Here is a 25,118-nt window from a genome sequence, read left to right on the forward strand (position 1 = left end):
CGTGAACACCCCTGAAAGCCTTCCCGTCACGCTGGACGATGTCCTTGAGGCGCAGAAGCTGCTTGACGGGATTATTACCCGGACTCCGGTGGAATCATCCAGGGCGCTGGGCAGCATGGTGGGCGGGGACGTCTTCTTCAAGTGCGAGAACCTCCAGCGCGCGGGTTCCTTCAAGGTGCGCGGTGCCTACGTCCGGATGGCGCGGCTCTCCGAGGCCGACAAGAAGCGCGGAGTAGTGGCCGCCTCGGCAGGCAACCACGCCCAGGGCGTGGCCGTCGCCGCCAAGAGCCTCGGCATCAAAGCGCGGATCTATATGCCGCTCGGTGTTGCACTTCCCAAGCTCGCTGCCACCCGGAGCCACGGCGCAGAGGTGGTTCTTCACGGTCACAACGTGGACGAGGCACTCGCGGAGGCCCAGCGGTACGCCGACGAAACCGGCGCCGTGTTCGTCCACCCGTTCGATAACGTCGACGTCGTGGCCGGCCAGGGGACGGTGGGCCTGGAAATCCTCGAACAGGTCCCGGACGTTGACACCGTCCTCATGGGCGTTGGCGGCGGCGGCCTGCTGGCGGGTGTTGCCGTTGCCATCAAGGCCAGGGCCAAGGAGCTGGGCCGGGAGATCCGGATTATCGGGGTCCAGGCCGAAAACGCAGCCGCATACCCGCCGTCGCTGGCTGCTGACGCGCTGGTGCCGTTGAAGAAGGTGTCCACCATGGCCGACGGCATCGCCGTCGGACGCCCCGGACAGCTGCCCTTCAGCATCATCCGCGAACTCGTGGATGATGTGGTCACGGTCAGCGAGGACTCCCTCGCCAGGGCACTCATCTTCCTGCTGGAGCGGGCCAAGATGGTAGTGGAGCCGGCCGGCGCCGTGGGCGTCGCCGCGCTCATGGACGGCAAGATCGAAAACCCGGGAACGACGGCGGTGGTCCTGTCGGGCGGCAACATCGACCCCATGCTGATGCTCAAGGTCATCCAGCGCGGCCTGTCCGCGGCCGGCCGCTACATGACTGTCCGCATGATGCTCGATGACCGGCCGGGCTCGCTGGCTACCATCGCCCGTATCATCGCCGAGAACGACGCCAACGTGACCGGCCTGGACCACACGCGCGTGGGGGGCTCGATCAGCATGGGCGATGTCTCCATCACGGTGAACCTGGAAACCAAGGGCCACGAACACTGCGAACAGGTCCTGGGCGCCCTGCGTGCCGAGGGATTCCAGCCGATCGTGGTGCACTAGGAGGCGGCATGCTGCATACCCCGGGAGACGCACCGGCCACGCGGGAAACTACTGCGGCGCGGGCCAAAGGCGGGTTGTTCGTCGTCGGGTCCTTCGTCGTGCTGCTGTTCGTCATTGAACTGGTGAACATGCTCACGCTGCACGCCCTGAACGGGGTATTCGGCCTCAGGCCGCGCAGCGCCGACGGCGTCCTGGACGTGTTCACTTTCCCCCTGCTGCACGCAAACCTGAACCATGTCCTCTCGAACGCGCTTCCGCTGATCATCTTCGGATTCCTGGTCTTCATGTCCGGACTGCGCGTCTTCCTCACCGCCGTGGCCTGCAGCTGGCTGGGTTCCGGTGTGGCCGTCTGGCTGATCGGCGCAGGGGGAGTCACAGTGGGCGCGTCCGGCCTGGTCTTCGGACTGTTCGCGTTCCTCCTGGTGCGGGGCTTCTTCAACCGTAGCTGGTGGCAGATTCTGCTGTCCGTGGTGCTCTTCATGGCCTACGGCAGCATCCTCTTTGGGCTGATTCCCAGCGTGGCAGGCTACGTTTCCTGGCAGGCACACCTCGGCGGCGCGGTCGGCGGCGTCCTCGCCGCGGTGGTGTTAAAGGCACGGGGAGCTGCCCGCGCGCGGTAGGCGCCCCAATGTCGGTCCACCAAAGAGATTAAAGCGCGACGCCGGCCGTCCCCGTGGAGGGGAGGCCGGCGTCGCGCGTTAGTCAGTACCGCCGGGAGAGGCGGCAGGGCCGCTTAGCCCGCGTACGGCTTGGCAGACATGATCTCCACGGTGATGTCTTTGCCATTGGGGGCGGTGTAGCTGAGCTTATCGCCCTCCTTGTGTCCCATGATGGCCGCACCGAGCGGGGACTTCTCGCTGAAAACGTCGAGATCGGAGTCTCCGGCGATTTCGCGTGAGCCGAGCAGGAAGGTTTCTTCGTCGCCCGCGATCCGGGCAACCACGACCATGCCAGGCTCCACGATTCCGTCATCGGCGGGGGCTTCGCCCACGTGGGCGTCGCGGAGCAGGGCGGTGAGCTGGCGGATACGGGCCTCGATCTTGCCCTGTTCCTCCTTGGCAGCGTGGTAACCGCCGTTTTCCTTGAGGTCTCCCTCTTGGCGCGCAGCTTCGATTTTCTGGACGATTTCCGCCCGGCCGGCGCTGGAAAGGTGGTCCAGCTCTGCCTTCAGGCGGTCAAAAGCTTCCTGGGTAAGCCAAGCTGTAGGCGCGCTGTTGGTGGTAGACACGGACTTCTCCTCTAGTGGTCAAAACAAGCAGTCATACAAGCAAAGACCCCGCCACGGTGGCCACTTGTGGAACTCAGCAACCAACTCAGCGGGGCAAAGGTATTGATCCATTGTAGTCAATCCTGTGGACAAAACCCAACGACCGAGCGGCGTGGGTCACATTCCTTCCCTACTGTGCCGCGTCCTTCGCGGCGTCGGGTATCCAGCAACTGTCCACAACTCCGGACACGGACAGCGATTCGGTGCGGAGGACCGCGCGCTGGGCCGTGGTGCGGCCGCCGTCGGCGCCCTGGTCCTGCTGGGATTCCGGCTGTACAGGAGGAATATCAATGACTTTCCAGCCGACGACGGCGAACTTGGAATCGAGGGCCTTGATGGCGCACTTCACGGCAGTTCCGGGTTCCCGGGTGACCTGGAAGTCCACCTCGGCCTGGGTGGCATCAACGGTGCTGTAACCGATGTCCTTAAACGTGACGGACGAGGTGGCCGAGGACGTGGAGACCCATGCCATGAAGCCGATCCCGGCCGCCAGGGCGGCAATTCCCGCCCGGCGTTTGGTTTTCGCGGACAGCCCGCGCTTTGGACGGCCATAGCGATTGGCTAGGCTAATGTCTGCAGGCTGGGGAGTGCCCGACTTGTCCTCGGTAGTCACCACTCCAGTTTAGTGGCGATCCGCAGGGGAATTATCCGGCCAACACCGCAACCGGCAACAGCAGAAAGAGGAGCAGTCCCAGATGACAGCGTCCACGAGCCAGTCACCTTCGCTTCGCCTTTTGTCCGTCCATGCCCACCCTGATGATGAATCCAGCAAGGGAGCAGCCACCATGGCCATGTACGCGGCCAACGGTGTGGAGGTCATGGTTGCGACCTGCACGGACGGCGCCCGCGGCGACATCCAGAATCCTGCGGTGGAAGGCGAGCCGCACCCGAAGCGGGACATGGCCGGTGCCCGCCGGCTCGAAATGAACAGGGCTGCCCAGATCCTGGGCGTCCGGCAACGCTGGTTGGGTTTCGTGGATTCCGGCCTGCCTGAGGGTGATCCGCTGCCGCCACTTCCGGCAGGATCTTTCGCCCTGCAGCCCTTGGAGCGGGCCGCCGCGCCCCTTGTTCGGCTGGTCCGTGACTTCAAGCCGCACGTGATCGTCAGCTATGACGAAAACGGCGGCTACCCGCATCCTGACCACATCATGGCCCACCGTGTTGCGGTGGAGGCCTTCGACGCGGCGGGGGACCCCGGCAGGTACCCCGGCACCGGGGAGGCCTGGGAGCCCAGCAAGCTCTACTACGACCGCGCCTTCAGCCCCGAGCGGTTCCGCGCCCTGCACTTCGCCCTCGAGGAGGCCGGCCTCCAGTCGCCCTATGCCGAGCGCCTGGCCGCGTGGCTCGAGACGGATGCCGAGGGGCATACCCCGCCCGCGCCGGCCCATGAGACTACGACCCAGGTTGACTGCGGCGACTACTTCGAAGCCCGCGACGACGCCCTCCGCGCCCACCGCACGCAGGTGGATCCGCTGGGGTTCTTTTTCGCGGTGTCGCCCGACATGCAGCGGCGCGCCTGGCCTTGGGAGGACTACACGCTCATCCGCTCCCGGGTGCCGGCCGAACTCCCTGAGAAGGACCTGTTCGCGGGGCTAAGATAGAGACAAGAGATCATTTCTATCCCGCGTAGAAATACATAGGGTAGAAAAGCGGGTAGAAGCTGCGGGCGCAGCAATGTGTTAGAGCAGGACGCGCCCGCCCAAAAATTCAGCCCCGTGCAGTCGTCGAATGACAGGCTGCGCGGCCAACAAGGCCAGGCGTCCTGTGCCCGGCCCCTGAGAAGGTTCCCACAGTGCATCACTTGCTCACCGTCCTTGCTTCGTCCCCGGCACCCTCGCCGTCGCTGCGCCCCGGCATTACCGAGGACCAGGTGACCCCCGGCCTGCTCGGATTCCTGCTGACGGCGTTCATTGTGGTGCTCACTGCGCTGCTGATCGTGGACATGGTGCGGCGCATCCGGCGCGTGCGCTACCGCGCCCAGGTAGAGGAAGAGCGCATGGCAGCGGCCGAGGCAGCCGACATCGCCCACGACGACGCCGCAAACGGCAATGCAGGCCGAACAGACACCTGACCCCGGCACGGGTGACAGCGGCCGGGAGACCAGCCAGCCCGGGGAAGCCCGACTGTCCGGCGAAACGCCGCCGCGCGGACACAACGCGCTGGCCGCGGAACCGTCGGCATATCTCCGCCAGCACGCCTCCAACCCGGTGCACTGGCAGCCGTTCGGCGACCACGCCTTCGCTGACGCCGCCGCCCGGGATGTTCCCGTGTTCCTCTCCGTCGGTTATGCCGCGTGCCACTGGTGCCACGTCATGGCCCACGAGTCCTTCGAGGACCAGGCAACGGCCGACTACCTGAACAGCCACTTTGTCGCGGTCAAGGTGGACCGCGAGGAGCGTCCGGACGTCGACGCCGTCTACATGGCTGCCACGCAGGCGATCAGCGGCCAGGGAGGCTGGCCCATGTCCGTGTTCCTGACCCCGGACGGGCTCGCGTTTTACGCCGGTACGTACTTCCCGCCTCGGCCGGTGCCCGGCCGCCCGTCGTTCCTCCAGGTACTCGAAGCCGTGCACGATGCGTGGACGGAGCGCCGGGACGCGGTGGAACAGAATGCCCGCTCACTCGCGCGCAACATGGGCCACGCGCAGGTGTCCGCTGCGGTGGACCTCTCCGGCCCGCCGGAGTTGATCGACGCTGGGCTGTTGTCTGCCGCTGTCCGCTCGCTGGCCGACGACGAGGATGCCGACGGCGGATTCGGCAACGCCCCCAAGTTCCCGCCGTCGGCCGTCCTGGAGTTCCTGACCAGGCACGCGGCGGTTCCCTCGGAAACGGCGGAGGAGGCCCGGGGCATGGCCGGCCGGACCCTCGCGGCGATGGCCCGTTCCGCGCTGTTCGACCAGCTCGACGGCGGGTTTGCACGGTATTCGGTGACCAGGGACTGGTCCGTTCCGCATTTCGAGAAGATGCTCTATGACAACGCGCAGCTGCTGCGGGTTTATGTGCACTGGATCCGGCTCGGCGGGACTGCAGGATTCCCTGCGGCCGAGGCGGCCGACGTCGCCGGGCGCACCGCCGACTGGATGCTGGCGTCACTGGGGCTGCCGCCCGCGGACCGCCACGAACCAGGCGTCGCCGGATCACGCACCCCGGCGTCAGCTGCCGCCGATACGGAGGCCGGCCTGACGGCGCAGGCAGAATGCGTTGCACTGGCGTCCTCGCTGGATGCTGATTCGGTGGTGAACGGGGAACACCACGAAGGTGCCAGCTACCTGTGGACGATCGGTGGCCTGGAGCAGGTGCTCGGCGCCGCCGACGCCGCCGAGGTTGCCTGGATCATGAACGTGGGCGCCGCCGGCACCGTCTCCGAACTGGGGTCGCCGCTGCATCCCGGACGGCCGCTGGCCGGAGAAGCGGCCGAGGCCTGGGCGCGCGCGCAGCCCCGGCTTCGGGAGGCCAGGGCATCCCGGCCCCAGCCGGCCCGCGACGACAAGGTGGTGGCCGGCTGGAACGGCCTGGCCGTGTCGGCACTCGCCGAAGCCGGGGCCGTTCTGGGCCGCCCGGACCTCGTGGCCGCCGCCGTGCGGATCGCGGCGTACCTCGAGCAGGTCCACTGGCGGGCTGGGGCCGGGAATGCAGCAGAGGGGGAGCTCATCCGCGTTTCACATGACGGTGAAGCCCGGGGGATCGGCGGCCTGCTCGAGGACTACGCGTTCTGCGCCGACGGCTTCCTCGCGCTGTACTCGGTGACGGGCGATGCCCACTGGTACGTGCTGTCAGAGGCGCTGATTTCCGCGGCCAGCATGCGGTTCGTGGCTGACGGCAGGCTTGCCGACTCAACCGGTGAATCGGAACAGGTTTCAAACGCCCAAGGCGGCCGGCCGGGCCTGGACCCCTTCGACAACGCCACGCCCAGCGGTTCCGCCGCCTTTGCCGGGGTGCTGCTCAGCTACGCCGCCCTGTCAGGGTCAGCCGAGCACCGGACCATGGCCGGAAACATCCTGTCGCTCCTGCCGCCCATCGCCGGCCGTGCGCCTCGGGTGGCCGGCTGGCTGCTGGCCACCGGGCAAGCGGCGCTGGCGGGCCCGGTGGAGGCCGCCGTCGTCGGTCCTTCCGGTCCCGAAAGGGACACCCTTCACCGGGCGCTGTTACTGGCCCCGAGCCCCGGGCTGGTGGTGGCGGTATCCGGCGCCGATGCGGCGGCAGCTGCCCCGGGGCTGCCGGAGGCCGTGCCGCTGTTGCGCGGCAGGACGGCAGGCCCCGACGGGACCCCGCTGGTGTATGTGTGCCGCAACATGGTCTGCGACAGGCCGGTGGCAACAGTGTCCGAGGTGCTGGAAGGGATCAGCTCAGCACGGCAATGACAATGGCCACGAAGTGGGCTGCGAAGGCGAGGACGGTGAAGGCGTGGAACAGCTCGTGGAAGCCGAAGTGCTCGTAGCTGATGTTCGGCTTCTTGAGGGCATAGAACACCGCGCCGGCGATGTACAGGGCCCCGCCGACGCAGATGAGCAGGGCCGCCGGGACGCTTGCGGCGAAGAAATCCGGCAGGTAGAAAAGCGAACCGCAGCCCAGGGCAATGTAGATGGGCACATAGAGCCAGCGCGGCGCATTGGTCCACAGGAGCCGGAACAGCACTCCCAGAATGGCGCCGGACCAGATCAGCCACAGCAGAAGCACCGCTGTGGGCCGCTCGAGCAGGCTCCAGGCCAGCGGCGTGTAGCTGCCGGCGATCACCAGCATGATGTTGGTGTGGTCCAGTCGTTTGAGGACGATCTTTACGCCAGGGGACCAGTTGCCGCGGTGGTACACGGCGCTGATGCCGAACAGCAGCACACCGGTGAGGGCGTAGATGGAGGACGTGACCTTGCGGTCCGGAGTGGGTGCCAGAACTACCAGGATGATCCCTGCGGCGAGGGCCAGCGGCGCTGTGACCGTGTGGATCCAGCCGCGCCATTTGGGCTTGATCATCAGCAGTTCGGCGATGCGGACCGCGGCGCCGTCTACGGCGCTCGGCTGTGGTTCCGGGGCGCCGGGGCTTCCGTCCGGGGCGTTGCTCTTCATGGCTCCAGAATAACCTACGCTCCAGTAAGTTACCCAGCGGTAACGTGTCGTTCCGGCCGGGCAGCCGTCCCGAAGCTGAGCTTGCTGTCCCGTTGTGTGCACGCTCCCGCGTCCTCCGGGCGGTAGCCTAGGATTTGCATTGAAGTCATTGAGCCAGGAAGTCAGGTGAATCTCCGGATGGAATTGCCCGGGTTCCTCTATGGCTTCTATGAGCGCCGGCTGCTCCGCTCGCTGGAACCGGAACGCATTCCCAGGCACATCGGCGTCATGGTGGACGGCAACCGGCGCTGGGCCCGGCAGTTCAACGCACCCACCAGCCAGGGCCACCAGGCCGGCGCGGACAAGATCCACGAATTCCTCGGCTGGTGCCAGGAACTGAGGGTCAGGGTGGTCACCCTCTACATGCTTTCGACCGACAACATGAACCGCTCCGGCGAAGAGCTGGACCTGCTCATGGGGATCATCGCGAACACGCTCGACCGATTGGACGAGGACGCCGACATCTCGGTCCATGCCATGGGGGCGCCGGAACTCCTGCCGGACTACCTCGCTGACAGGCTCACCTCGCTGACCGCCCGGACGCCAGTTCGTGAGAAGCTCCACGTCAACGTGGCAGTCGGTTACGGCGGCCGCCGTGAAATCGTGGATGCCGTGCGTGAGCTGCTGCATGATGCCGTCGCGCGCAAGGCTGATATCAGCGAACTCGCCGACTCCCTGTCGGTGGACGATATTTCCCGGTTCCTCTACACCCGGGGCCAGCCGGATCCGGACCTGGTGATCAGGACCTCCGGCGAACAACGGCTCTCCGGCTTCCTGATGTGGCAAAGCGCCTACAGCGAGTTCTACTTCTGCGAGGCCCTTTGGCCCGCGTTCCGGAAGGTCGATTTCCTCCGTGCCCTGCGGGACTACGCCGGCAGGCAGCGGCGGTTCGGAGCCTAGTATCCCGCGGTCCTCTGTGCCGGTGGGCCTGCCACGGCGCGCCGTCGCGGGGTGTGGCGGGGGTGCGGCGGGGGCGTGGCGGAGGCCGTGCGCGAGGGCATGGGTCCCGCCGTTAATCTTGAATTCACATGATGGCAACGGGAATCGCCGGACGAAGACTTTGGAAATTAGTTCGGGGAGATTTACGTTAAGACCATCAGCAGGCAAACCGCCGGCTGATCGGGGAGGCCAGTACATGGAGCGATTCTTCGCACCGGTTGTATGGGAGGCCGAGCCCGGCCTCCAGGCCGAGCCGCCTCACCAATAACAATTCCGGGCATGCGCCCCGGGGCTGGAGTCGATGTGGCTATTTCTGAACAACTGCCCGAAGTCATCACGGACAAGGGTGAGAAGGCTACCTCTCGCGCCAAGCGAGCTATCTCAAAGACCGGTGCGGCCACGAAATACGCCGCAGCCGGTCTTGCTGTTTCCGGCCCAACCGCTGAATCCCAGCCCGCCGTCTCCACCTTTGTCATTGATACCTCGGTGTTGCTCTCCGACCCCCGCGCACTGCTGCGCTTTGCAGAGCACGAGGTCATTGTGCCCATCGTGGTGATCACCGAACTTGAAGGCAAGAGGCACGACCCCGAACTGGGGTACTTCGCCCGGAAGGCACTCCGGCTCCTGGATGACCTGCGCATCCAGCACGGCGGCCTCAACCGGCCCATTTCACTCGGAGAAGCCGGCGGCACCCTCATGATAGAGATGAACCACATCTCGGCGGAGGTGCTACCGGCCGGGTTCCGGGCCGGCGACAATGACAGCCGCATCCTGGCCGTGGCGAAGAACCTCTCCAACGAGGGGCGTAACGTCACCGTGGTCTCCAAGGACCTTCCCATGCGGGTCAAGGCCTCGGCCATGGGCCTGCTCGCCGACGAATACCGCAACGAGCTCGTCAAGGACTCAGGCTGGACCGGCGTCGCGGAAATTGACGCCAGCGAGGAGGAGATCTCAACGCTCTACGGCCACGAGCCGGTCTTCATCCCGGCAGCTGCCGAGATGCCCGTCAACACCGGACTCGTGCTGCTCTCCAACCGGGGATCCGCCCTGGGACGCGTGGGCGCGGACAAGCAGGTGCGCCTGGTCAAGGGTGACCGTGATGTGTTCGGCCTCCACGGGCGTTCCGCCGAGCAGCGGCTCGCCATTGACCTGCTGATGGACCCGGCCGTGGGCATTGTGTCCATGGGCGGCCGGGCCGGCACCGGCAAGTCAGCCCTCGCTCTGTGCGCCGGGCTCGAAGCGGTGCTGGAACGGCGCGAACACCGCAAGGTGATCGTCTTCCGCCCGCTCTACGCCGTCGGCGGCCAGGAGTTGGGCTACCTGCCGGGCTCGGAGCAGGAGAAGATGAACCCCTGGGCGCAGGCCGTCTTCGACACCCTGGGCGCACTCGTGAGCCAGGAAGTCGTGGAAGAAGTCATGGACCGCGGAATGCTGGAAGTCATGCCGCTGACCCACATCCGCGGCCGCTCCCTGCACGACGCCTTCGTGATCGTGGACGAGGCCCAGTCGCTCGAGAAGAACGTCCTGCTCACCGTCATGAGCCGCATCGGACAGAACTCGAAGATCGTCCTCACCCACGACGTCGCCCAGCGGGACAACCTCCGGGTCGGCCGGCACGACGGCGTCGCAGCCGTCGTCGAGACCCTCAAGGGCCACCCGCTCTTCGGCCACATCACCCTCACACGCTCCGAGCGCTCGCCGATCGCCGCGCTGGTGACGGAACTGCTGGAGGGGGCGGAAATCTAACCTGCGTGTCGGAAGGGCCGTGGCCGGGTTCGCCGGGCCACGGCCCTTCGCCGTCGCTTAGACACGACGCATATGGGCCTGCTCCGGTCGCTGGGCGACCTCCGCAGGTCCGATGCGCCGCGATGCGCTCCTTTGCGAAGAACCGCGTCCCGGCTTGTTCGGCTGGTGGATGCTCGAAACCGCGTACCGGCTAGTTGCGCTGGTTGAGCTTGGCGGAACCTGGGTGGCCCGTCCGCTGGTTGAGCTCGTCGAAACTCCGCTAGATTCCCAGGAAAGTGGCTGTGGGTTCGTGGCCTTCGACGTTTAGGTGCCAGTCGGGGCGGTTGAAGGTTTCCGGGGTCAGGCGGACGCGCTGCACTGTCTCCATCTTGCCGCCCCACGACATGCGCGTTATGCCGTTCAATTCGTAGCCCAGGGACCGCGACACCCCCAGGGACGGGGCGTTCCAGGCCGCGGCTTCGGACTCCGCCACTTCTGCTTTGAGCCAGTCAAACGCATAAAGCGTGACGGCGGCGCGCATCTCCTTGCCGAACCCCCGGCCGTGCGCGCTGGTCCTCAGCCATGATCCCGTGGTCACTGTCCGGAGCGTTGCGAAGTCCTTGGCCTCCACGTCCTGGCAGCCAAGGAGCGTGTCCCCGTGCCAGATGCCGAAGATGAGCGTCCAGGCCTCCGGCGAGGTGTTGGCACGGCACCGCCAGTACCACCGGGCCATGTTGGGCCCAAGATCGCCGGCAACGGCCTCCGCCCATGGTGTGCTGAACGGGTTGCGGCCGCGCTCGTGGACTCCGCTCGCAGCAGCCTCCACCGCCGGGGGAATGTCGTCGTCGCGGAGCGGCCGCAGGATCAGCCGGGGCGTGGCCAAGGTGAGGGCGAAGGGAGGCCAAACGGAGAGCAGCTCAGTCATTCGGGAAGCCTAGCCGATAGCCGCGCGCGGATAATCCGGCGTGCCGTATAAGTGCTGACCTGCCGTTACCTTCCCGTGTGGTGCGCAACGCCCAGGGACAGCCGCGTATTGTCCGGGCCCTTCAGGACCAGGGCGATGGCCTTGTCCGGAAGTTCGAAGACCAAGGTGGCATCGAGCGATTCGCCGTGGCGGATCTCCGCAGTGAACGGGGACGCCCAGAGCGGCAGCAGCTCGCTGCCGCCCAAGCCGCTGACCACGAACCCGGACGTGTCCAGGAAGATTCCGCCGGCTTCGACGGCGCTGAACTGCACGAGTACGCGGACCCTGTGGGCGCCCGCGGCCGGGCCCTCTTCCAGGAGCTGCACATGCTCGGGAGGTAGCCAGCCGTCATTTTCCAGGGGAACGATTCCCTTGATCCTCGCCGTTCCGCCCGGGACCACGGCACTCGCCCCGAGCGGCGTACCGGGCTCGGGCTTGGCGCTGAGGAACAGATAGCCGAGAACCAGGCCCAATGCACAGATCAAGGCAACGGGGATCACCTTCAACCGGCGGCGCCTGTCCAGTGGGGAGGCCAGGGCCGCGGCCGCCGTCGGTTCCTCCGGGACAGTCGGGGACATGGCCCGAGTCTGCGCGCCACAGCTTGGGAAAAACCTGCACGGCGAGTTTTATCAGGCGGGGTTGGGCCGTAACGGCCACTGGATGTGGGAGCGCACATCCGTGAGGTTCATCGGCTCGGCCACGAACAGGTCATCCAGCATGTATTCGTCCACGGCCAAGATGCGGATCCAGTGCCCCGGGCGCCGCGCTTCGCCGTCGAGGGGTTCGCTTGCCACGCAGACCCCGGTTCCGGCGTCAACCCGGACCCGGGTCGGGCCGGGACCGCATAACGGGGCCTCGGGATCGAGCGGACGGTAGCTGAGGTTGGGTGAAACCACGGTCTCAAGCGCCCGCCTCCCCTCATGCTCGACGTCGTGCACCGGTTCGAGGATCTCCACCGCGTTGGCGTTGGGGAACTCCAGGGGCACGGGCGCGTTTCCTGCCAGTTCCACGGGGTCGAGGGCGGCGGCGAAGCGGCCGTTTCCGAACGACGGTTCGCCGTACGCAGCCTCCGGGCGGCGCCTGACCAGCCCGCCGTCGTCGTACACGGGCGTGACCAGGTGGGCGGGCAGGAGCCATGACTTCCTGGTGGCGCTGATGTACAGGCCGTCGCGGGAGTCGTTGATGCCGGTGGTGCTGTTGAGCAGCGTTCCGTCGGCGGACTCGAGGCGGAGAGCCCCGGGACGCCGCAGCCAGGCGCGTACAGGGCCCGTGCCGCTGGCTGAATCGGAGTATTCGAAGCGGAGGGACTGCCATTTCCACGGGGACGACCGGCAGAGGTTCCGGAAGGATGCGGCCGAGTCCGCGGGCGTGACGGCCCCGCCGTGTTCCTGCCGGTGTTTGGCGTCCCAGGTCCCCATATCCACAGTTTACGCGTGGGGCCAGCGGCGGGCCGGGCAAATCCAGTAGCATCCGAGAGTGATCCAACGACTTGGCGAACTATGGGAAGCAGTTCCGTTCGCGTTCTGGCTGGTGCTCGCGGCGTGCGCCTATTTTGTGGTGATGGCCGTCAGGCTCACGGTGATCGACGTGCGGCACCACCTCCTGCCGAACCGGATCGTGTTTCCGTCGTACGCCGTTGCCGGTGTGTTGTTGCTGGGCGCCGTGGTCAGCGTGGCTGTGTGGGGGACTGCCGGCGCGGGCGTGCCCGACGGCGGGGCGCAGCTGTTCGGGGTTCCTGCCCTGAGGATCGTGGCCGGGGGAGCTGCCCTGTGGCTTTTCTACTTTGTCCTACGGCTGGCCTATCCGCCGGGGATGGGTTTCGGCGACGTGAAACTGGCCGGGGTGCTGGGCATGTATCTGGGCTACCTGGGGTGGCCGCACGTTTTCGCCGGCACGTTTGCCGCCTTCCTGCTCGGCGGCATATGGAGCATCGGACTGCTGGCGCTGCGGCGCGGCACACTGAAATCGGCCATCCCGTTCGGGCCCTTTATGCTCGCCGGCGCCGCCGCGGCCATGACGCTGCTGCCAGCCTGAGCGCGAACGGGCAGTTAAGCCCCCTTCCGAGCGCGAACGGACACTTGCGGCCGCAGTCCGCCACGGCTCTCTTAAACGCAGCGGCCGCCCGCCTTCGCTGGGAAGGTGGGCGGCCGCCGTCGTACTTAAGCGGTGGGGACCTAGGCCTTGTGCGGCGGGCGGGTCATGGACATGACGTCCAGGGCGGTGTCGAGCTGCTCTTCGGTCAGGTCGCCGCGCTCCAGGAAGCCCATGGCGACGACGGTCTCACGGATGGTGAGGCCCTCGGCGACGGCCTTCTTGGCGATCTTCGCGGCGTTTTCGTAGCCGATGTACTTGTTCAGCGGGGTGACGATCGACGGTGACGCCTCGGCGAGGAAGCGGGCGCGCTCGACGTTGGCGGTGATGCCGTCGATCATCTTGTCCGCCATGACACGGCTGGTGTTGGCGAGCAGGCGCACGGACTCAAGCAGGTTCGCGGCCATGACCGGGATGCCGACGTTCAGTTCGAAGGCGCCGTTGGTGCCGGACCAGGCGATAGCGGTGTCGTTGCCGATCACCTGGGCGCAGACCATGATGGACGCTTCGCAGATGACGGGGTTGACCTTGCCCGGCATGATCGAGGAGCCCGGCTGCAGGTCCGGGATGGCGATTTCGCCGAGGCCGGTGTTGGGGCCGGAGCCCATCCAGCGGAGGTCATTGTTGATCTTCATGAAGGAGATGGCAATGTTGCGCAGCTGGCTGGAGGCTTCGATGAGGCCGTCGCGGTTGGCCTGAGCCTCGAAGTGGTCGCGCGCCTCGGTCAGCGGCAGGCCGGTGTCCGTGGCGAGGAGTTCGATGACGCGCTCCGGGAATCCGGCCGGGGTGTTGATGCCGGTGCCCACCGCGGTGCCGCCGAGGGGAACTTCGGCAACGCGGGGGAGGGCGGCGTTGATGCGCTCGATGCCGTAGCGGACCTGCGCGGCGTAGCCGCCGAACTCCTGGCCCAGGGTGACCGGAGTGGCGTCCATGAGGTGGGTGCGGCCGGACTTGACCACGTCCTTGAACTCGAGGGCCTTGCGCTCCAGCGATTCGGCGAGGTAGCCGAGGGCCGGGATGAGGTCGTTGATCAGGGCCGATGTGGCTGCAACGTGCACCGAGGTGGGGAACACATCGTTGGAGGACTGGGAGGCGTTGACGTGGTCGTTGGGGTGGACCACCTTGTCGCTGCCGGCGGCCTTCAGGGCACGCGAGGCAAGTTCGGCGAGGACCTCGTTGGTGTTCATGTTCGAGGACGTGCCGGAACCGGTCTGGAAGACATCGATGGGGAAGTCGCCGTCGTACTTGCCCGCGGCTACCTCGTCGGCAGCGTCTGCGATCGCCTTGGCCAGCTCGCCGTCGAGCACGCCCAGTTCTGCGTTGGCTTGGGCAGCGGCCTTCTTTACCCGCGCCAGGGCCTCAATGTGGGCACGCTCAAGGGTTTTGCCGGAGATGGGGAAGTTCTCGACTGCACGTTGCGTCTGCGCGCGGTACAGGGCGTTCACGGGGACGCGGACTTCGCCCATCGTGTCATGTTCAATGCGGAACTCTTCAGTGGAAGTCATGGGGCTAGCTTAGGGCGATCGGGCGCCCGACCGAAAACCGTGAACCGCTTGCTACGGGGCTCCTGGCGGGGCCTCGGTAACGCGGGACTAAAGCTCGCCGATTCCGGAAACCAAGTCCGCGCGGCCCTCTTTGAGGCTGTACGAGAGGCCGATCACCGCCGCGCGCCCGGATTCGATTGCGTCCGAAATCACACGGGAGCTGTCCACGAGCCGCTGCGACGTCTGCTTGACGTGCTCCACCACCATGTCATTGACTTCGGTTTGGTTATTGCGCAGCGAGGTCAGGACCGACGGGGTGATCCGCTCCACGAGATCACGGATGAATCCCACGGGCATCTGGCCCGTTTCCACGGCGGTTTTGGTGGCGCTGACCGCGCCGCAGCTGTCATGGCCCAGGACCACGATCAGCGGCACGGAGAGGACACCGATGCTGTATTCAAGGGAGCCCAGCACGGCGTCGTCGATCACCTGGCCGGCGGTGCGCACCACGAAGGCGTCGCCCAGGCCCAGGTCGAAGATGATCTCGGCGGCCAGCCGTGAGTCCGAGCAGCCAAAGATCACGGCGAACGGGTGTTGGTTTTCCACCAGGGAGGACCGTCGCGAGGCGTCCTGGTTGGGGTGTGAGGATTCGCCGTTGACGAAACGTTCGTTGCCTTCGCGCAGACGGCGCCAGGCCAGTGCAGGGGTCAGATAAGTTGCCACGGCCCCTACCTTACGGGGCGGGGCTCGCCGAAGGGGAAACCGTTACTGCCGGATTACTGTCCAGGGACTTGACGACGGCGGCGGCCAGGACCGCGAACTCGTCCAGTTGGGCGTCGCCGCTGAGGACGACGGTGGTGCCGCGGTGGTTCAGCACCATGCTCTTTTCACCCTTGCCGGTGTCGCGCAGTTCCCATTCCTGCCCGCCGGCGTTCCTGTTTCCGGTCACGGGCGCGTTCTTGGTCTGCTGCAGGAGCCACGTGGGATTGGCCTTCTGCGTCTGGACCAGACCGATGAAGGCGTCCTTCGGAGTGAGGTAGCCAACTTCCCACGTGGGCACCCCGGTCCCGGTGCCGGCTTCCCAGCGGGCGTAGTTGGGGCGGAATGTGTCGCCGGCTTGCGGGGTCACCGGTGTGAATCCTGCCACACCCGCGGCGTTGCGGGCCACGGTGCTTACATCGACGTTGGGACGGAAACCGTCGGACTTCGGGGCGGGGTTCATCAGGACAATCGGCAGGAAGGCGGCGATGCTGACCACCAGGGCGATGATCATGCCGAGCACGGAGGCGTTGGCCCGCTTGGCGGCAGCGGCGGGGATTACCGGCTTGACCGGCGGTGCTGCCATGGCGGGGGAGGCGGCATGGCCGGCTTCCGGGGTCGTGGGGGTGGACTTGTCCTGCGTTTCACTCACACCTCTATAGTCGCCCATGCGGGGGCCGAACTCACATTCCGTGCGTGCGGCGGTGAGGGAAATCGGTGCGTTACGCGGGCGGGTCATCCCATGACCTTGTTGGTCCGCCGCGACTATGATCAGTTACAGAGGAATCACCGCGATGGCCGCATCAGGCGTTGCGGGTCCAATGATCGCCACTCGAAGAAGAGGTTCACGTGTCACCAGCGTCCATGACCCAGAAGTATTCCACGCTTTCCCCATCGCTTGCCGTCGGCATCGACGAGCCGGACCGCAACCTTGCACTTGAGCTTGTCCGCGTCACCGAGGCAGCGGCGATTGCCGGCGGCCACTGGGTGGGCTTCGGTGACAAGAACAAGGCCGACGGCGCCGCCGTCGACGCCATGCGCTCATTCCTCCAAACCGTCCACTTCAATGGCGTTGTGGTCATCGGCGAAGGCGAAAAAGACGAAGCCCCCATGCTCTTCAACGGCGAGCAGGTCGGTGACGGCACCGGCCCCGAGTGCGACGTCGCCGTCGACCCGATCGACGGAACCCGCCTGACGGCCCTGGGCATCAACAACGCGCTGGCTGTCCTGGCCGTGGCCGAGCGCGGTTCCATGTTTGACCCCTCGGCAGTGTTCTACATGGAGAAGCTTGTTACCGGTCCCGAGGCCGCCGACATGGTGGACCTGCGCCTGCCCGTCAAGCAGAACCTGCACCTGATCGCCAAGGCCAAGGGCGTCAAGGTGAACCAGCTCAACGTGATGATCCTCGACCGTGACCGCCACCGCCCGCTGGTGGAGGAAATCCGCGAGGCCGGAGCGCGCACCAAGTTCATCATGGACGGTGACGTCGCCGGAGCCATCGCGGCAGCCCGCGCCGGCACTGGCGTGGACGCACTGATGGGCATCGGTGGAACGCCCGAAGGCATCGTCGCCGCATGCGCCATCAAGTCCCTCGGCGGCGTCATCCAGGGCCGTCTCTGGCCCACGAGCGACGACGAGAAGCAGAAGGCCATCGATGCAGGCCACGACCTCGAGCGGGTCCTCTCCACGAACGACCTCGTCAAGAGCGACAACTGCTACTTCGCCGCAACCGGCATCACCGACGGCGACCTCCTCAAGGGTGTGCGCTACGACAAGGACAAGGTGCTGACCCAGTCCATCGTCATGCGCTCCAAGTCCGGCACCATCCGGTTCGTGGACGGCGAGCACCAGGCCAGCAAGTGGGAAGGCTACGCCCGCCGCTAGCCCCACCCTCTTCACCGGCGCCCAGCGCCGGAGCCGAGCGCGAACGAACACTTGTGGCCCCTCATCCCGCCCGATGCGGGGCCACAAATGTTCGTTCGCGCTCTTCAGTTAACCGATGGACTCTGCAGCCGCAACGTCTAGCCGCCGCTGCCGTGCCTGAAGTACCGCCTTGACTTTCTCGATGACGAAGGGCTTGTCGCCTTCAAGGTCGTCCTTGAATACCCGGACTTCAGTCCAGCCCAGTCGCTGGGTGACGGCCCTCCGCTTGCTGTCCAGCTGGCGCTGGTGCGGATCCGAGTGGTGGGCGCCGTCGTACTGGAGTGCCAGCCGATGCTCGAGATAAGCGGCGTCAGGCCACACGGCAGGCTGTCCCCAGCTGGTCAGGATCACGTGGTTCAGAACTGGCTCGCCGACTCTTGTGCGGGAAAGCAAGAGGCGCATTTTCGTTTCCTGAGGTGAATCGGAGCCGACGCGGATCTCTGAGAGGGCAAGCCGCGCTGTTTTCATGCCGCGCATGCCCGGATGGGCCGCCACCATTCGCCGCAGGTCCTCGATTGTGGCCAGCGGAGTCTTCGGCCGCGGGAAGTCCGGACCGTGTGCCGCGACGATGGAGTCACCGGCGGAGATCAGTTCGTCGATAGTGAGCAGACTCGCGAGATCCAGCCACGTTCTGGCGGGCGAGGTGACCCGAACGCCGTCGTGCATTACAACCTCACCTGGTTTGAAGGTCATACGGTGTCCCACGACATTGCGGCGCCTGGGCTTGCTGGAGTTCCGGTCGCGCGCGATGTGAATTCTCCAGTCCTCCTGCATCCAGGCCGGCAGGCTGGCGGACCAGATTCGTGCTCCGGAGTGATGGGTCAGGACCGACGCGTCATCCAGTGCCGTGTAGGCGTGCAGGTTCGCAGGCGCGTTGGCGCTGTCAGCCAGGGGGATCCGGATGCCACGCGAGGGAATGGCGATGTCAGACTGCCGCTGCCGCTTGCGGGACATCCCGGCGGATGCCGCGGCAGCGGAGGTGAAGGATCCAGCGAGGCATTCTTCCGGGAGGGTTTTTCGGGCCATGATTCAGTGTGAATGGACTGAAAGGCTCCCAGGATGTTATCCACAGGTCAGATCCCTCCGGATAGCGCGAACGGACACTTGGGGCCCTTTTCACATGGCAGACGGGGGGCTTAAGTGTTCGTTCGCGCTCGGGGGGTGGGGCTTAAGTGTTCGTTCGCGCTGAGGAAGTGGGGCGTTTGAGGGCCGAGCGCAGGGCGTCGCGGAGTTTGCGGGCCACCTGGTACGCCGCGTAGCGGGGCTTATTCACCGGCAGGTCCCACGTTCCGGGGTAGGCGATTTCGCGGCCGCCGAAGGACTTCTTGAACGCCGTGAAGCCCGCCCACTTGTGATCGGGCTGGTCGGCGGGCGCCACGCCCCAGAGGTCCACATGCTTGAGGCCTTTGTCCCGGGCATCAGCCATCAGCGTCACCAGCAGCGGAATGCCGGCACTGAGCTTCCGGTGCGTGTCGTCCATGGCGGCGTGGGCGTAGGTCCGGGTGTCCGCGGAGTCGTAGGCCAGGGCAGCGGCGATGGGCCCGCCGTGGAGCTCGGCGATGAACAGCGTGGCCGCGCCGGCGGGCATCATGGCGGCGGCAACCTGGCTCAGGTACTCGTCACTCTGCGGCTTGAAGCCGTTGCGCCTGGCCGTCATATGCAGGAAGTTCAGGAGGACGCGGATGTCCTCCGGATCCTGCGACGAGCGGAAGGTGACGCCCTTCTTGTGGATATTCCGGTACAGGTTGCGGTTGACCGGTTTCATGTCGGCCAGGACGTCCTTGAAGTCCCGGTCGAGATCCACAATCCAGCTGAGCTCCGGCTGCTGGTTGACCGGGGCGGGCTGCAGGCCGCGGCTCCGCAGCTCCTCCGCCGCCTTGGAAGGGTCCAGCCCTGCCGCTGCCGGCTCGATGCGGATGAAGACGGCGCCACAGGACTTCGCCACTTCCCGAAGGGCTGCCAGCGCGGCATCGAACGCATCGACGGACTCGGCCACGGGACCGTACGGCGCGTACAACACCTTGCCCGCCGGGTTCTTTTCCTCGACCGCGAGGAAGCTCCACCCCGGGCCGGAGTCCCGGTGAACCGTCCGGCCCAGCGACTTCAGGAAATCAGCCCATGCCTGGGTCTGCAGGAAGTATTCCACCGGCTCAGGCCTTCATCGAGGTGGTCACGGCGAAGGCCACGGCCGTTTCTCCGGAACCGGAGACAGGGTGGACATTCACGGGGGCGTCAGCGGCAGGCAGGAAGGCGCTTCCGCCGCGGCCCAGCTGAAGGTCACCCTTGGGCGAATCAAGGTAGACCGACCCCTCAACCACGATGATCACCGCCGCGCCCGCCTGCGCGAGCGGCACGGGGGCGGCATCCGGCAGCAGCTCGATCCGCTGGAGCTGGAATTCGCGGAAGGGCGGCCGGTACAGCTCCTGGCCGAGGTCCGAGACCTCCGCCCGGAGCATGGGGACGCCCACCGATTCGAAGGCAATGGTGTTCAGCAGCTCGGGAACGTCGACGAACTTCGGCGTCAGGCCGCCCCTGAGCACGTTGTCCGAGGAGGCCATGACCTCGACGCCGAGGCCGTGCAGGTACGCGTGCACGTTGCCGGCGGGGAGATAGACGGCTTCGCCGGGCTCCAGCGAGAGCCGGTTCAGCAGCAGCGAAATGAGCACGCCCGGATCCCCGGGGTACTCGCTGTTGAGGCTGAGCACGGTGGACAGCTCCGGCTGGTGCGGGGCCATCGGCGCGCCGGACGTCAGCGCCTCAACAACCCTCGATGTCGCCTCGCGGACGCCCTCTCCGCCCGCGATCAGCCGCTGGAAAGCTGTCCGCAGGGCGGCGTCCTCCGCCGGCAGGGAAAGATCGTCGATCACCTGGGTAAGGACCTCCGGCACGCCGGAGCCGGAGAGCTCCAGGCAGCCCGCCAGGTGAAGGAAGACATCCCGTGACTTCGCCGGTTCACGGAAACCGCACAATGCATCGAACGGGGTGAGCGCGAAGATCATTTCCGGCTTGTGGTTGTCGTCGCGGTAGTTGCGGTGCGGGGCGCCGGCGGGGATGCCGTCGGCGTTCTCGCGGGCAAAGCCGGTCCTGGCCTGCTCAATGCTGGGATGGACCTGGAGCGAGAGCGGTTTGGCTGCGGCGAGGACCTTGGCAAGGAAAGGGAGGCGCGGGCCGAATTCCGCCACCGAGGCCTCGCCCAGGAAATGCTCCGGATCCTCGGTGATCAGCTCGTTCAGCGGCGCAGTTGTGCCGTCCGGGCGGGTGGCCACCGACGGGGAGCCAGGGTGCGCCCCGATCCACAGCTCCGCTTCCGGGCCGCCCGACTCAGGCCTGCCGAGCAGTCCGGCGATCGCCGTCGTCGATCCCCAGGCGTACGGCCTGAGGACATTGTCGATTTCGTACACGCCGGGTGTCCTTCTCTCTTAAAGCAGGTGTGACTTAAAGGGGAGCGCACTGGCCGTTGGTGGCCACGAGATCGCGGATGGCCTGCTCGTTTCCCTCGCGCTTGAGCTGGTTCAGCATCTCTTCAGTGATGGGTTCACCGGCCGGTGTCGTGGTCACCGGTGTGAAGTCCGACGACGACGACGGCGACGGCGCGGGGGTGGTGGCCGGTACGCCCAGCGGGGGACCGGCAGCCGTCAGCCCGCCGCCGCCTGCGCTCCGGGGCTCGAGGACGGAGTCGTCAGGACCGGCGGCGGCCGGTGACGAGGTGGAACTCTGGGACTCGAGGAGTTTGCGTACCCGTTCGTGGATGACGTCGAAGTCGGGCACTGTGGAGAACGACACATCGAAGTCCGGAGGCCCGATGGTGAGCCGGCCGATGTCTTTGCCCTTGGCCTTCATGGCCAAGTCGACGAAGCTTCCCAGCTGGCTGGCCGAGATGTTGGAGTCCACCACCTTGGTGCCGGCGTTGGCGATGTCCTCGAACTTCGAGAGGAGGGTCGCCGGGTCCAGCTGCCTCAGCATGGCCTGCTGGACGCACTGCTGCCGCTGGATCCGTGCGTAGTCGTCCACGAATTCCCGGGAACGTCCGTACCAGAGTGCATGGTAGCCATCCAGCTTCTGTTCGCCGGCGGGGATCCATCCGAGGGGCATGCCGTGGATGCCGTTGGCCTCGTCGATCATGTCGCCGCTGATGGGCACCCAGCCGCCGGCCTTGATCCGGATTCCGCCCATGGCGTCGATGAGTTTCGCGAAGCCGTCCATGTCCACCAGGACGTAGGCCTGGACGGTGATCCCCAGGGTTCCGGACACGGCTTCCAGCGTCGCCTGCGCGCCGGGATCGGCCACACCGGGGTAGAGGTCCTTGTGTTCGTTAGTGACCTCGGTGTTGATGGCGTTGATGAGGCAGTCATTGCCACAGTCGTAGCCGTCGGGATACACCTGCAGCATGGGCGAGCCCTCGCTGAACCGTGCGTTCTGCAGGTTGCGGGGGATCGAGATAATCGCTGTCTTGCCGCTCTCGGCGTCCACGCTGAGGACGGAGAGGCTGTCCGGTCGCCGGCCGGTGCGGTCGGCTCCGGCATCGCCGCCCATCATCAGGAAGTTATACCGGCCGTCCACAGGGTCGATCGCCGGACCGTTGGCATTGAAAATGCTGCCGATAGCATTGCGGCTCACGTTGAGCAGATAGGCCGCGTAGCCGAGCGAGCCGCTGCTGAGCACCATCGCGAGGGCCAGTGCGATGCCGACTGCGGGCCGCATGCGGGGTGCCAGCAGCACCGGCCGGATCAGCCGCAGGGTATTGACGAACAGCACCAGCCAGCCGACGGCCAGGGCGGCGAGGATGAGGACGATGAGCAGCGAGGCGGTCTGGTTGGTGACGACGCTGATGAGCAGGGTCCGGTTGGTGAACAGCAACACCAGGGCAAGGATCACCAGCACCCAGACGCTGAGCGTGATGCGCAGCGCAATGCGGCCAAGCCTGCGGTCTCCGGCCACGATCTGGGCGCTTCCCGGCACGAAAAGCGTCAGAAGGATCAGCAGGAAGGCGCGCTTCGTGCGGACGGGCTCCGGCGCGCTCGCCGGATTCCGGACCGGGTCGGTCAGCAGGCCCTTGGATGGCACTTCGGTGTTGGACATGACGGATCCCTAACGGCTACCCCGGATACCGACGTTGTTGTCGGAGAAGACTTCAGTGACTTTCTGCCGGAGGTTTGCGCCTTTCCGGCTGGCCACGTCGTTCAGTTCCTGCGCAAAGTCCAGGAGTTCGCCCCTGAGGCGCACGGCGAGGTCATCGGTGCCCGCGGCCAGCATCCGCACCGCCAGCAGGCCTGCGTTCCGGGCCCCGGCAATGGAAACCGTGGCCACAGGGACTCCGGCCGGCATCTGCACGATGGAGAGGAGCGAATCCATGCCGTCGAGGGTCTTGAGCGGGACAGGCACGCCGATGACGGGCAACGGCGTGACGGAAGCTAGCATGCCGGGCAGGTGGGCGGCGCCGCCGGCGCCGGCGATGATCACGCGCAGGCCGCGCTCATGGGCCGACTGTCCGTACTTGATCATCTCGGTGGGCATGCGGTGGGCCGAGACAACGTCGGCCTCGAACGGGATGCCGAACTCTGCCAGGGCGTCCGCAGCGGCCTCCATGACGGGCCAGTCCGAGTCGGACCCCATGACGAGGCCGACCAGTGGGGCCGCGGGTGTTTCGGGGCTCATGCGTTCTCCTCGGTTGTTGCGGCTCCAGGACCGGTAGGCAGCCTGCCGTCCCGGATGATGCTGGCCACGGCGGTGGCGCGTTCCCGCAGCGATCCGACATCCGCAACGGATGCGCCCACGAGGTTCACGTGACCTATCTTCCTGCCTGGCCGCACGGATTTCCCGTAACAGTGGACTTTCGCGGCGGGTTCAGCCGCCAGCGCCACCGGATAGGCGGAGAACAGATCCTGGTTGTCGCCGCCCAGGAAGTTCTTCATGACAACCACCTGGCCGAGAACGTCCGTGGCGCCCAGCGGCAGGTTGAGGACCGCCCGGAGATGCTGCTCGAACTGGCTCGTTACGGAGCCGTCCTGGGTCCAGTGCCCCGTGTTGTGCGGGCGCATCGCCAGTTCGTTGATGAGGAAGCCCGCCCCCTTTCCGGGCGTTTCGAAGAGCTCGACAGCCATGACTCCGGTGACACCGAGTTCGCTGGCGATCCGCAGGGCCGCCTCTTCGGCGGCCGCGGCCACCTCGAGGGGGATGTCCTGGGCGGGAGCAATCACTTCATCGCACACGCCGTCGACCTGGATGGTGTGGACCACAGGCCAGGCCCGGGAGGCGCCATCCGGGGTGCGTGCCACGAGGGCGGACAGCTCACGGCTGAACTCCACCTTGGCTTCGGCGAGGAGCGGGCTCATGGCGTCAAACCAGTCCGCGGTGGCTGCGGCGTCCTCGGCGGAGCCGACTATGCGGACGCCCTTGCCGTCGTAGCCGCCGCGCGGCATTTTGAGCACCACGGGCCAGCCGGTCTTGTCGCCGAAGGCAATGAGTCCGGCAACGTTGTCCACCGGGGCCCATGCAGGGTTGGGGAGCTCAAGGCTGTCGATGGCGGCACGCATGACGAGCTTGTCCTGGGCGTTAATGAGTGCGTCGGGCCCCGGCTGGACGTTGACTCCGGCCTCGATCAGGGCGTAGAGGTGCTCGCCGGGAACATGTTCGTGGTCAAAGGTCATCACGTCCAGGCCCTTGGAGAACTCCAAGAGTGCGTCGAGATCCCTGTAGTCGCCCACGGGTGCGTTCGCCACGGCTGAGACTGCGGAAACGTCGTCGCCTTCAGCGAGAACGCGGAGCTCGAAGCCCAATGCGGTGGCGGCTGGGGCCATCATGCGCGCAAGCTGGCCGCCGCCAACCACGCCGATTACTGGAAAAGTCACATATGCCAGCCTACAGAAAAGGATGGCCGTTACCGGCTTCCGCGGCGGCCAAGCTCCCTAAATCGCCCAATATCCGGGCTGCCGGCAGCCGCGGGGGCACCCAAGAGGGCGCCCCCTTTGAGGCTACTCACGGCAAACCGGGCTAAAATGGGAGCTTGGCCCAACGGCCCCCAGTATTCAGACGGCCACGGAGGGTCATGACTAACACACTTGCAGAGCGCATCCGGGGACTCGCCTCGCTGTTTTGGCGCGAGGTGGCGAAGTTCGGTGCCGTGGGCGGTGTGGCGTTCGTCATTGACAACGGACTGACCTACTACCTGATGCATGGACCCATGACGGACAGCGAGGCAAAGGCCCGGTTCGTGGGAGCCACCGTGGCCACCGTGTTTTCCTGGATCGCCAACCGCCTCTGGACCTTCCGCCACCGCCGGCAGGCCAACATTCTGCGTGAGTTCCTGATGTTCGTCCTGATCAATGGCATCGGAATTGGCATCTCCACCGGCTTTACCGCCCTGGCCAAGTACTCGATGGGCGTGACGGACAAGAACATGCTCTTCGCCGCCGGCATCGTGGGCATTCTGGTGGCTACAGTTGTCCGCTTCTTCGCGTACCGGTTCCTCGTGTTCAACCAGGAACTGGACCAGGAGCCGGAATTTTCGCACGACCACGAACTCATCGAGCACCACCACGTCGCCAGGCCGGCCGGCCGCGAGGCGCAGCCTGCGCCGGAGGATCCGGAAGTTCGCGCCCGCCAGGAGTGAAGCGGCCGCGGCGGGTG

Annotated in this window: 25 protein-coding genes; 10 read left to right on the forward strand and 15 right to left on the reverse strand. The window is 66.4% G+C overall.

All coding sequences use genetic code 11. The features are described 5' to 3' along the window. Window position 1 precedes the first annotated feature (1 nt). Together ilvA and CXQ90_RS03560 are read left to right on the forward strand one after the other, a co-directional pair. Complete coding sequence (gene ilvA / locus CXQ90_RS03555) at window positions 2-1,240, forward strand: threonine ammonia-lyase (protein WP_104137031.1); 1,239 nt, start codon at window positions 2-4, stop codon at window positions 1,238-1,240. A gap of 8 nt (window positions 1,241-1,248) precedes the next feature. Then, window positions 1,249-1,860: a rhomboid family intramembrane serine protease gene (locus CXQ90_RS03560; protein ID WP_104137032.1), complete on the forward strand. Its 612-nt coding sequence runs from the start codon at window positions 1,249-1,251 to the stop codon at window positions 1,858-1,860. Between the two features lie 113 nt (window positions 1,861-1,973). Here CXQ90_RS03560 and greA read toward each other — a convergent pair whose 3' ends face one another. Then, window positions 1,974-2,468: a transcription elongation factor GreA gene (gene greA, locus CXQ90_RS03565; RefSeq protein ID WP_104137033.1), complete on the reverse strand. Its 495-nt coding sequence runs from the start codon at window positions 2,466-2,468 to the stop codon at window positions 1,974-1,976. 169 nt (window positions 2,469-2,637) lie between these two features. After that, on the reverse strand, window positions 2,638-3,120 hold the full coding sequence (locus CXQ90_RS03570) for a DUF4307 domain-containing protein (protein WP_104137427.1): 483 nt from the start codon (window positions 3,118-3,120) through the stop codon (window positions 2,638-2,640). Between the two features lie 82 nt (window positions 3,121-3,202). On the opposite strand from CXQ90_RS03570, the gene mca reads away from it, so the two are divergent. The 3 genes from mca (at window position 3,203) to CXQ90_RS03585 (ending at window position 6,868) form a co-directional block, all read left to right on the forward strand. Next, window positions 3,203-4,108 carry a mycothiol conjugate amidase Mca gene (gene mca / locus CXQ90_RS03575; protein ID WP_104137034.1) on the forward strand — a complete coding sequence of 302 codons (906 nt, stop codon included), beginning with the start codon at window positions 3,203-3,205 and terminating at the stop codon, window positions 4,106-4,108. A gap of 191 nt (window positions 4,109-4,299) precedes the next feature. Further along, complete coding sequence (locus tag CXQ90_RS03580) at window positions 4,300-4,578, forward strand: hypothetical protein (RefSeq protein ID WP_104137035.1); 279 nt, start codon at window positions 4,300-4,302, stop codon at window positions 4,576-4,578. After that, window positions 4,556-6,868: a thioredoxin domain-containing protein gene (locus tag CXQ90_RS03585; RefSeq protein ID WP_104137037.1), complete on the forward strand. Its 2,313-nt coding sequence runs from the start codon at window positions 4,556-4,558 to the stop codon at window positions 6,866-6,868. Before CXQ90_RS03580 ends, CXQ90_RS03585 begins: the two co-directional genes overlap by 23 nt. Here CXQ90_RS03585 and CXQ90_RS03590 read toward each other — a convergent pair. Beyond that, a complete protein-coding gene (locus CXQ90_RS03590; RefSeq protein ID WP_104137429.1) occupies window positions 6,849-7,490 on the reverse strand; it encodes a hemolysin III family protein in 642 nt (213 codons plus the stop codon). The two genes, CXQ90_RS03585 and CXQ90_RS03590, sit on opposite strands and share 20 nt — an antisense overlap. Window positions 7,491-7,745: 255 nt before the next feature. On the opposite strand from CXQ90_RS03590, the gene CXQ90_RS03595 reads away from it, so the two are divergent. Both CXQ90_RS03595 and CXQ90_RS03600 read left to right on the forward strand, forming a co-directional pair. Further along, on the forward strand, window positions 7,746-8,507 hold the full coding sequence (locus CXQ90_RS03595; RefSeq protein ID WP_104137430.1) for an isoprenyl transferase: 762 nt from the start codon (window positions 7,746-7,748) through the stop codon (window positions 8,505-8,507). Window positions 8,508-8,849: 342 nt separating this feature from the next. Beyond that, window positions 8,850-10,292 carry a PhoH family protein gene (locus CXQ90_RS03600; protein WP_104137038.1) on the forward strand — a complete coding sequence of 481 codons (1,443 nt, stop codon included), beginning with the start codon at window positions 8,850-8,852 and terminating at the stop codon, window positions 10,290-10,292. A gap of 259 nt (window positions 10,293-10,551) precedes the next feature. On the opposite strand, the gene CXQ90_RS03605 is transcribed toward CXQ90_RS03600, so the two are convergent. From CXQ90_RS03605 to CXQ90_RS03615, 3 genes are all read right to left on the reverse strand, one after another. Continuing rightward, window positions 10,552-11,196: a GNAT family N-acetyltransferase gene (locus CXQ90_RS03605; protein ID WP_104137040.1), complete on the reverse strand. Its 645-nt coding sequence runs from the start codon at window positions 11,194-11,196 to the stop codon at window positions 10,552-10,554. A 65-nt stretch (window positions 11,197-11,261) separates the two neighbouring features. Next, entirely contained in the window at window positions 11,262-11,813 is a 552-nt protein-coding gene (locus CXQ90_RS03610) for a hypothetical protein (protein WP_258064353.1), read from the reverse strand. A gap of 51 nt (window positions 11,814-11,864) precedes the next feature. Next, a complete protein-coding gene (locus CXQ90_RS03615) occupies window positions 11,865-12,653 on the reverse strand; it encodes a hypothetical protein (protein WP_104137433.1) in 789 nt (262 codons plus the stop codon). 58 nt (window positions 12,654-12,711) lie between these two features. Between CXQ90_RS03615 and CXQ90_RS03620 the strand changes: the two genes are divergently transcribed. Next, window positions 12,712-13,269, forward strand: coding sequence for an A24 family peptidase (locus tag CXQ90_RS03620; RefSeq protein ID WP_104137041.1), 558 nt, complete (start codon window positions 12,712-12,714; stop codon window positions 13,267-13,269). A gap of 140 nt (window positions 13,270-13,409) precedes the next feature. Here CXQ90_RS03620 and CXQ90_RS03625 read toward each other — a convergent pair whose 3' ends face one another. The 3 genes from CXQ90_RS03625 to CXQ90_RS03635 form a co-directional block, all read right to left on the reverse strand. Further along, entirely contained in the window at window positions 13,410-14,831 is a 1,422-nt protein-coding gene (locus CXQ90_RS03625; RefSeq protein WP_104137043.1) for a class II fumarate hydratase, read from the reverse strand. A gap of 87 nt (window positions 14,832-14,918) precedes the next feature. Beyond that, window positions 14,919-15,533: a carbonic anhydrase gene (locus CXQ90_RS03630; protein ID WP_104137044.1), complete on the reverse strand. Its 615-nt coding sequence runs from the start codon at window positions 15,531-15,533 to the stop codon at window positions 14,919-14,921. Between the two features lie 10 nt (window positions 15,534-15,543). Continuing rightward, on the reverse strand, window positions 15,544-16,239 hold the full coding sequence (locus CXQ90_RS03635) for a DUF4245 domain-containing protein (protein ID WP_104137046.1): 696 nt from the start codon (window positions 16,237-16,239) through the stop codon (window positions 15,544-15,546). A 194-nt stretch (window positions 16,240-16,433) separates the two neighbouring features. On the opposite strand from CXQ90_RS03635, the gene glpX reads away from it, so the two are divergent. Further along, window positions 16,434-17,453 (forward strand): class II fructose-bisphosphatase, encoded by a 1,020-nt coding sequence (glpX, locus tag CXQ90_RS03640; RefSeq protein WP_181038411.1) that lies wholly within the window; start codon window positions 16,434-16,436, stop codon window positions 17,451-17,453. A gap of 108 nt (window positions 17,454-17,561) precedes the next feature. On the opposite strand, the gene CXQ90_RS03645 is transcribed toward glpX, so the two are convergent. From CXQ90_RS03645 to CXQ90_RS03670, 6 genes are all read right to left on the reverse strand, one after another. Further along, window positions 17,562-18,518, reverse strand: a complete 957-nt coding sequence (locus CXQ90_RS03645; protein ID WP_104137049.1) for an endonuclease domain-containing protein — start codon at window positions 18,516-18,518, stop codon at window positions 17,562-17,564. 142 nt (window positions 18,519-18,660) lie between these two features. Beyond that, window positions 18,661-19,638 (reverse strand): peptidoglycan bridge formation glycyltransferase FemA/FemB family protein, encoded by a 978-nt coding sequence (locus tag CXQ90_RS03650; RefSeq protein ID WP_104137050.1) that lies wholly within the window; start codon window positions 19,636-19,638, stop codon window positions 18,661-18,663. 4 nt (window positions 19,639-19,642) lie between these two features. After that, window positions 19,643-20,893, reverse strand: coding sequence for a mannose-6-phosphate isomerase, class I (gene manA, locus CXQ90_RS03655; protein WP_104137051.1), 1,251 nt, complete (start codon window positions 20,891-20,893; stop codon window positions 19,643-19,645). A gap of 34 nt (window positions 20,894-20,927) precedes the next feature. Beyond that, the gene (locus CXQ90_RS03660) at window positions 20,928-22,571 is read right to left on the reverse strand and encodes an LCP family protein (protein WP_104137053.1); all 1,644 of its coding nucleotides are present in this window, start codon (window positions 22,569-22,571) and stop codon (window positions 20,928-20,930) included. Between the two features lie 9 nt (window positions 22,572-22,580). Next, window positions 22,581-23,147: a 5-(carboxyamino)imidazole ribonucleotide mutase gene (gene purE, locus CXQ90_RS03665; RefSeq protein WP_104137054.1), complete on the reverse strand. Its 567-nt coding sequence runs from the start codon at window positions 23,145-23,147 to the stop codon at window positions 22,581-22,583. Beyond that, entirely contained in the window at window positions 23,144-24,340 is a 1,197-nt protein-coding gene (locus CXQ90_RS03670) for a 5-(carboxyamino)imidazole ribonucleotide synthase (protein WP_104137055.1), read from the reverse strand. The genes purE and CXQ90_RS03670 overlap by 4 nt, the downstream gene beginning before the upstream one ends. 197 nt (window positions 24,341-24,537) lie before the next feature. Between CXQ90_RS03670 and CXQ90_RS03675 the strand changes: the two genes are divergently transcribed. Further along, window positions 24,538-25,101: a GtrA family protein gene (locus CXQ90_RS03675; RefSeq protein WP_104137057.1), complete on the forward strand. Its 564-nt coding sequence runs from the start codon at window positions 24,538-24,540 to the stop codon at window positions 25,099-25,101. Window positions 25,102-25,118: the final 17 nt, after the last annotated feature.

This window comes from Arthrobacter sp. ZGTC131, from assembly GCF_002929275.1.
GTDB lineage: Bacteria > Actinomycetota > Actinomycetes > Actinomycetales > Micrococcaceae > Arthrobacter.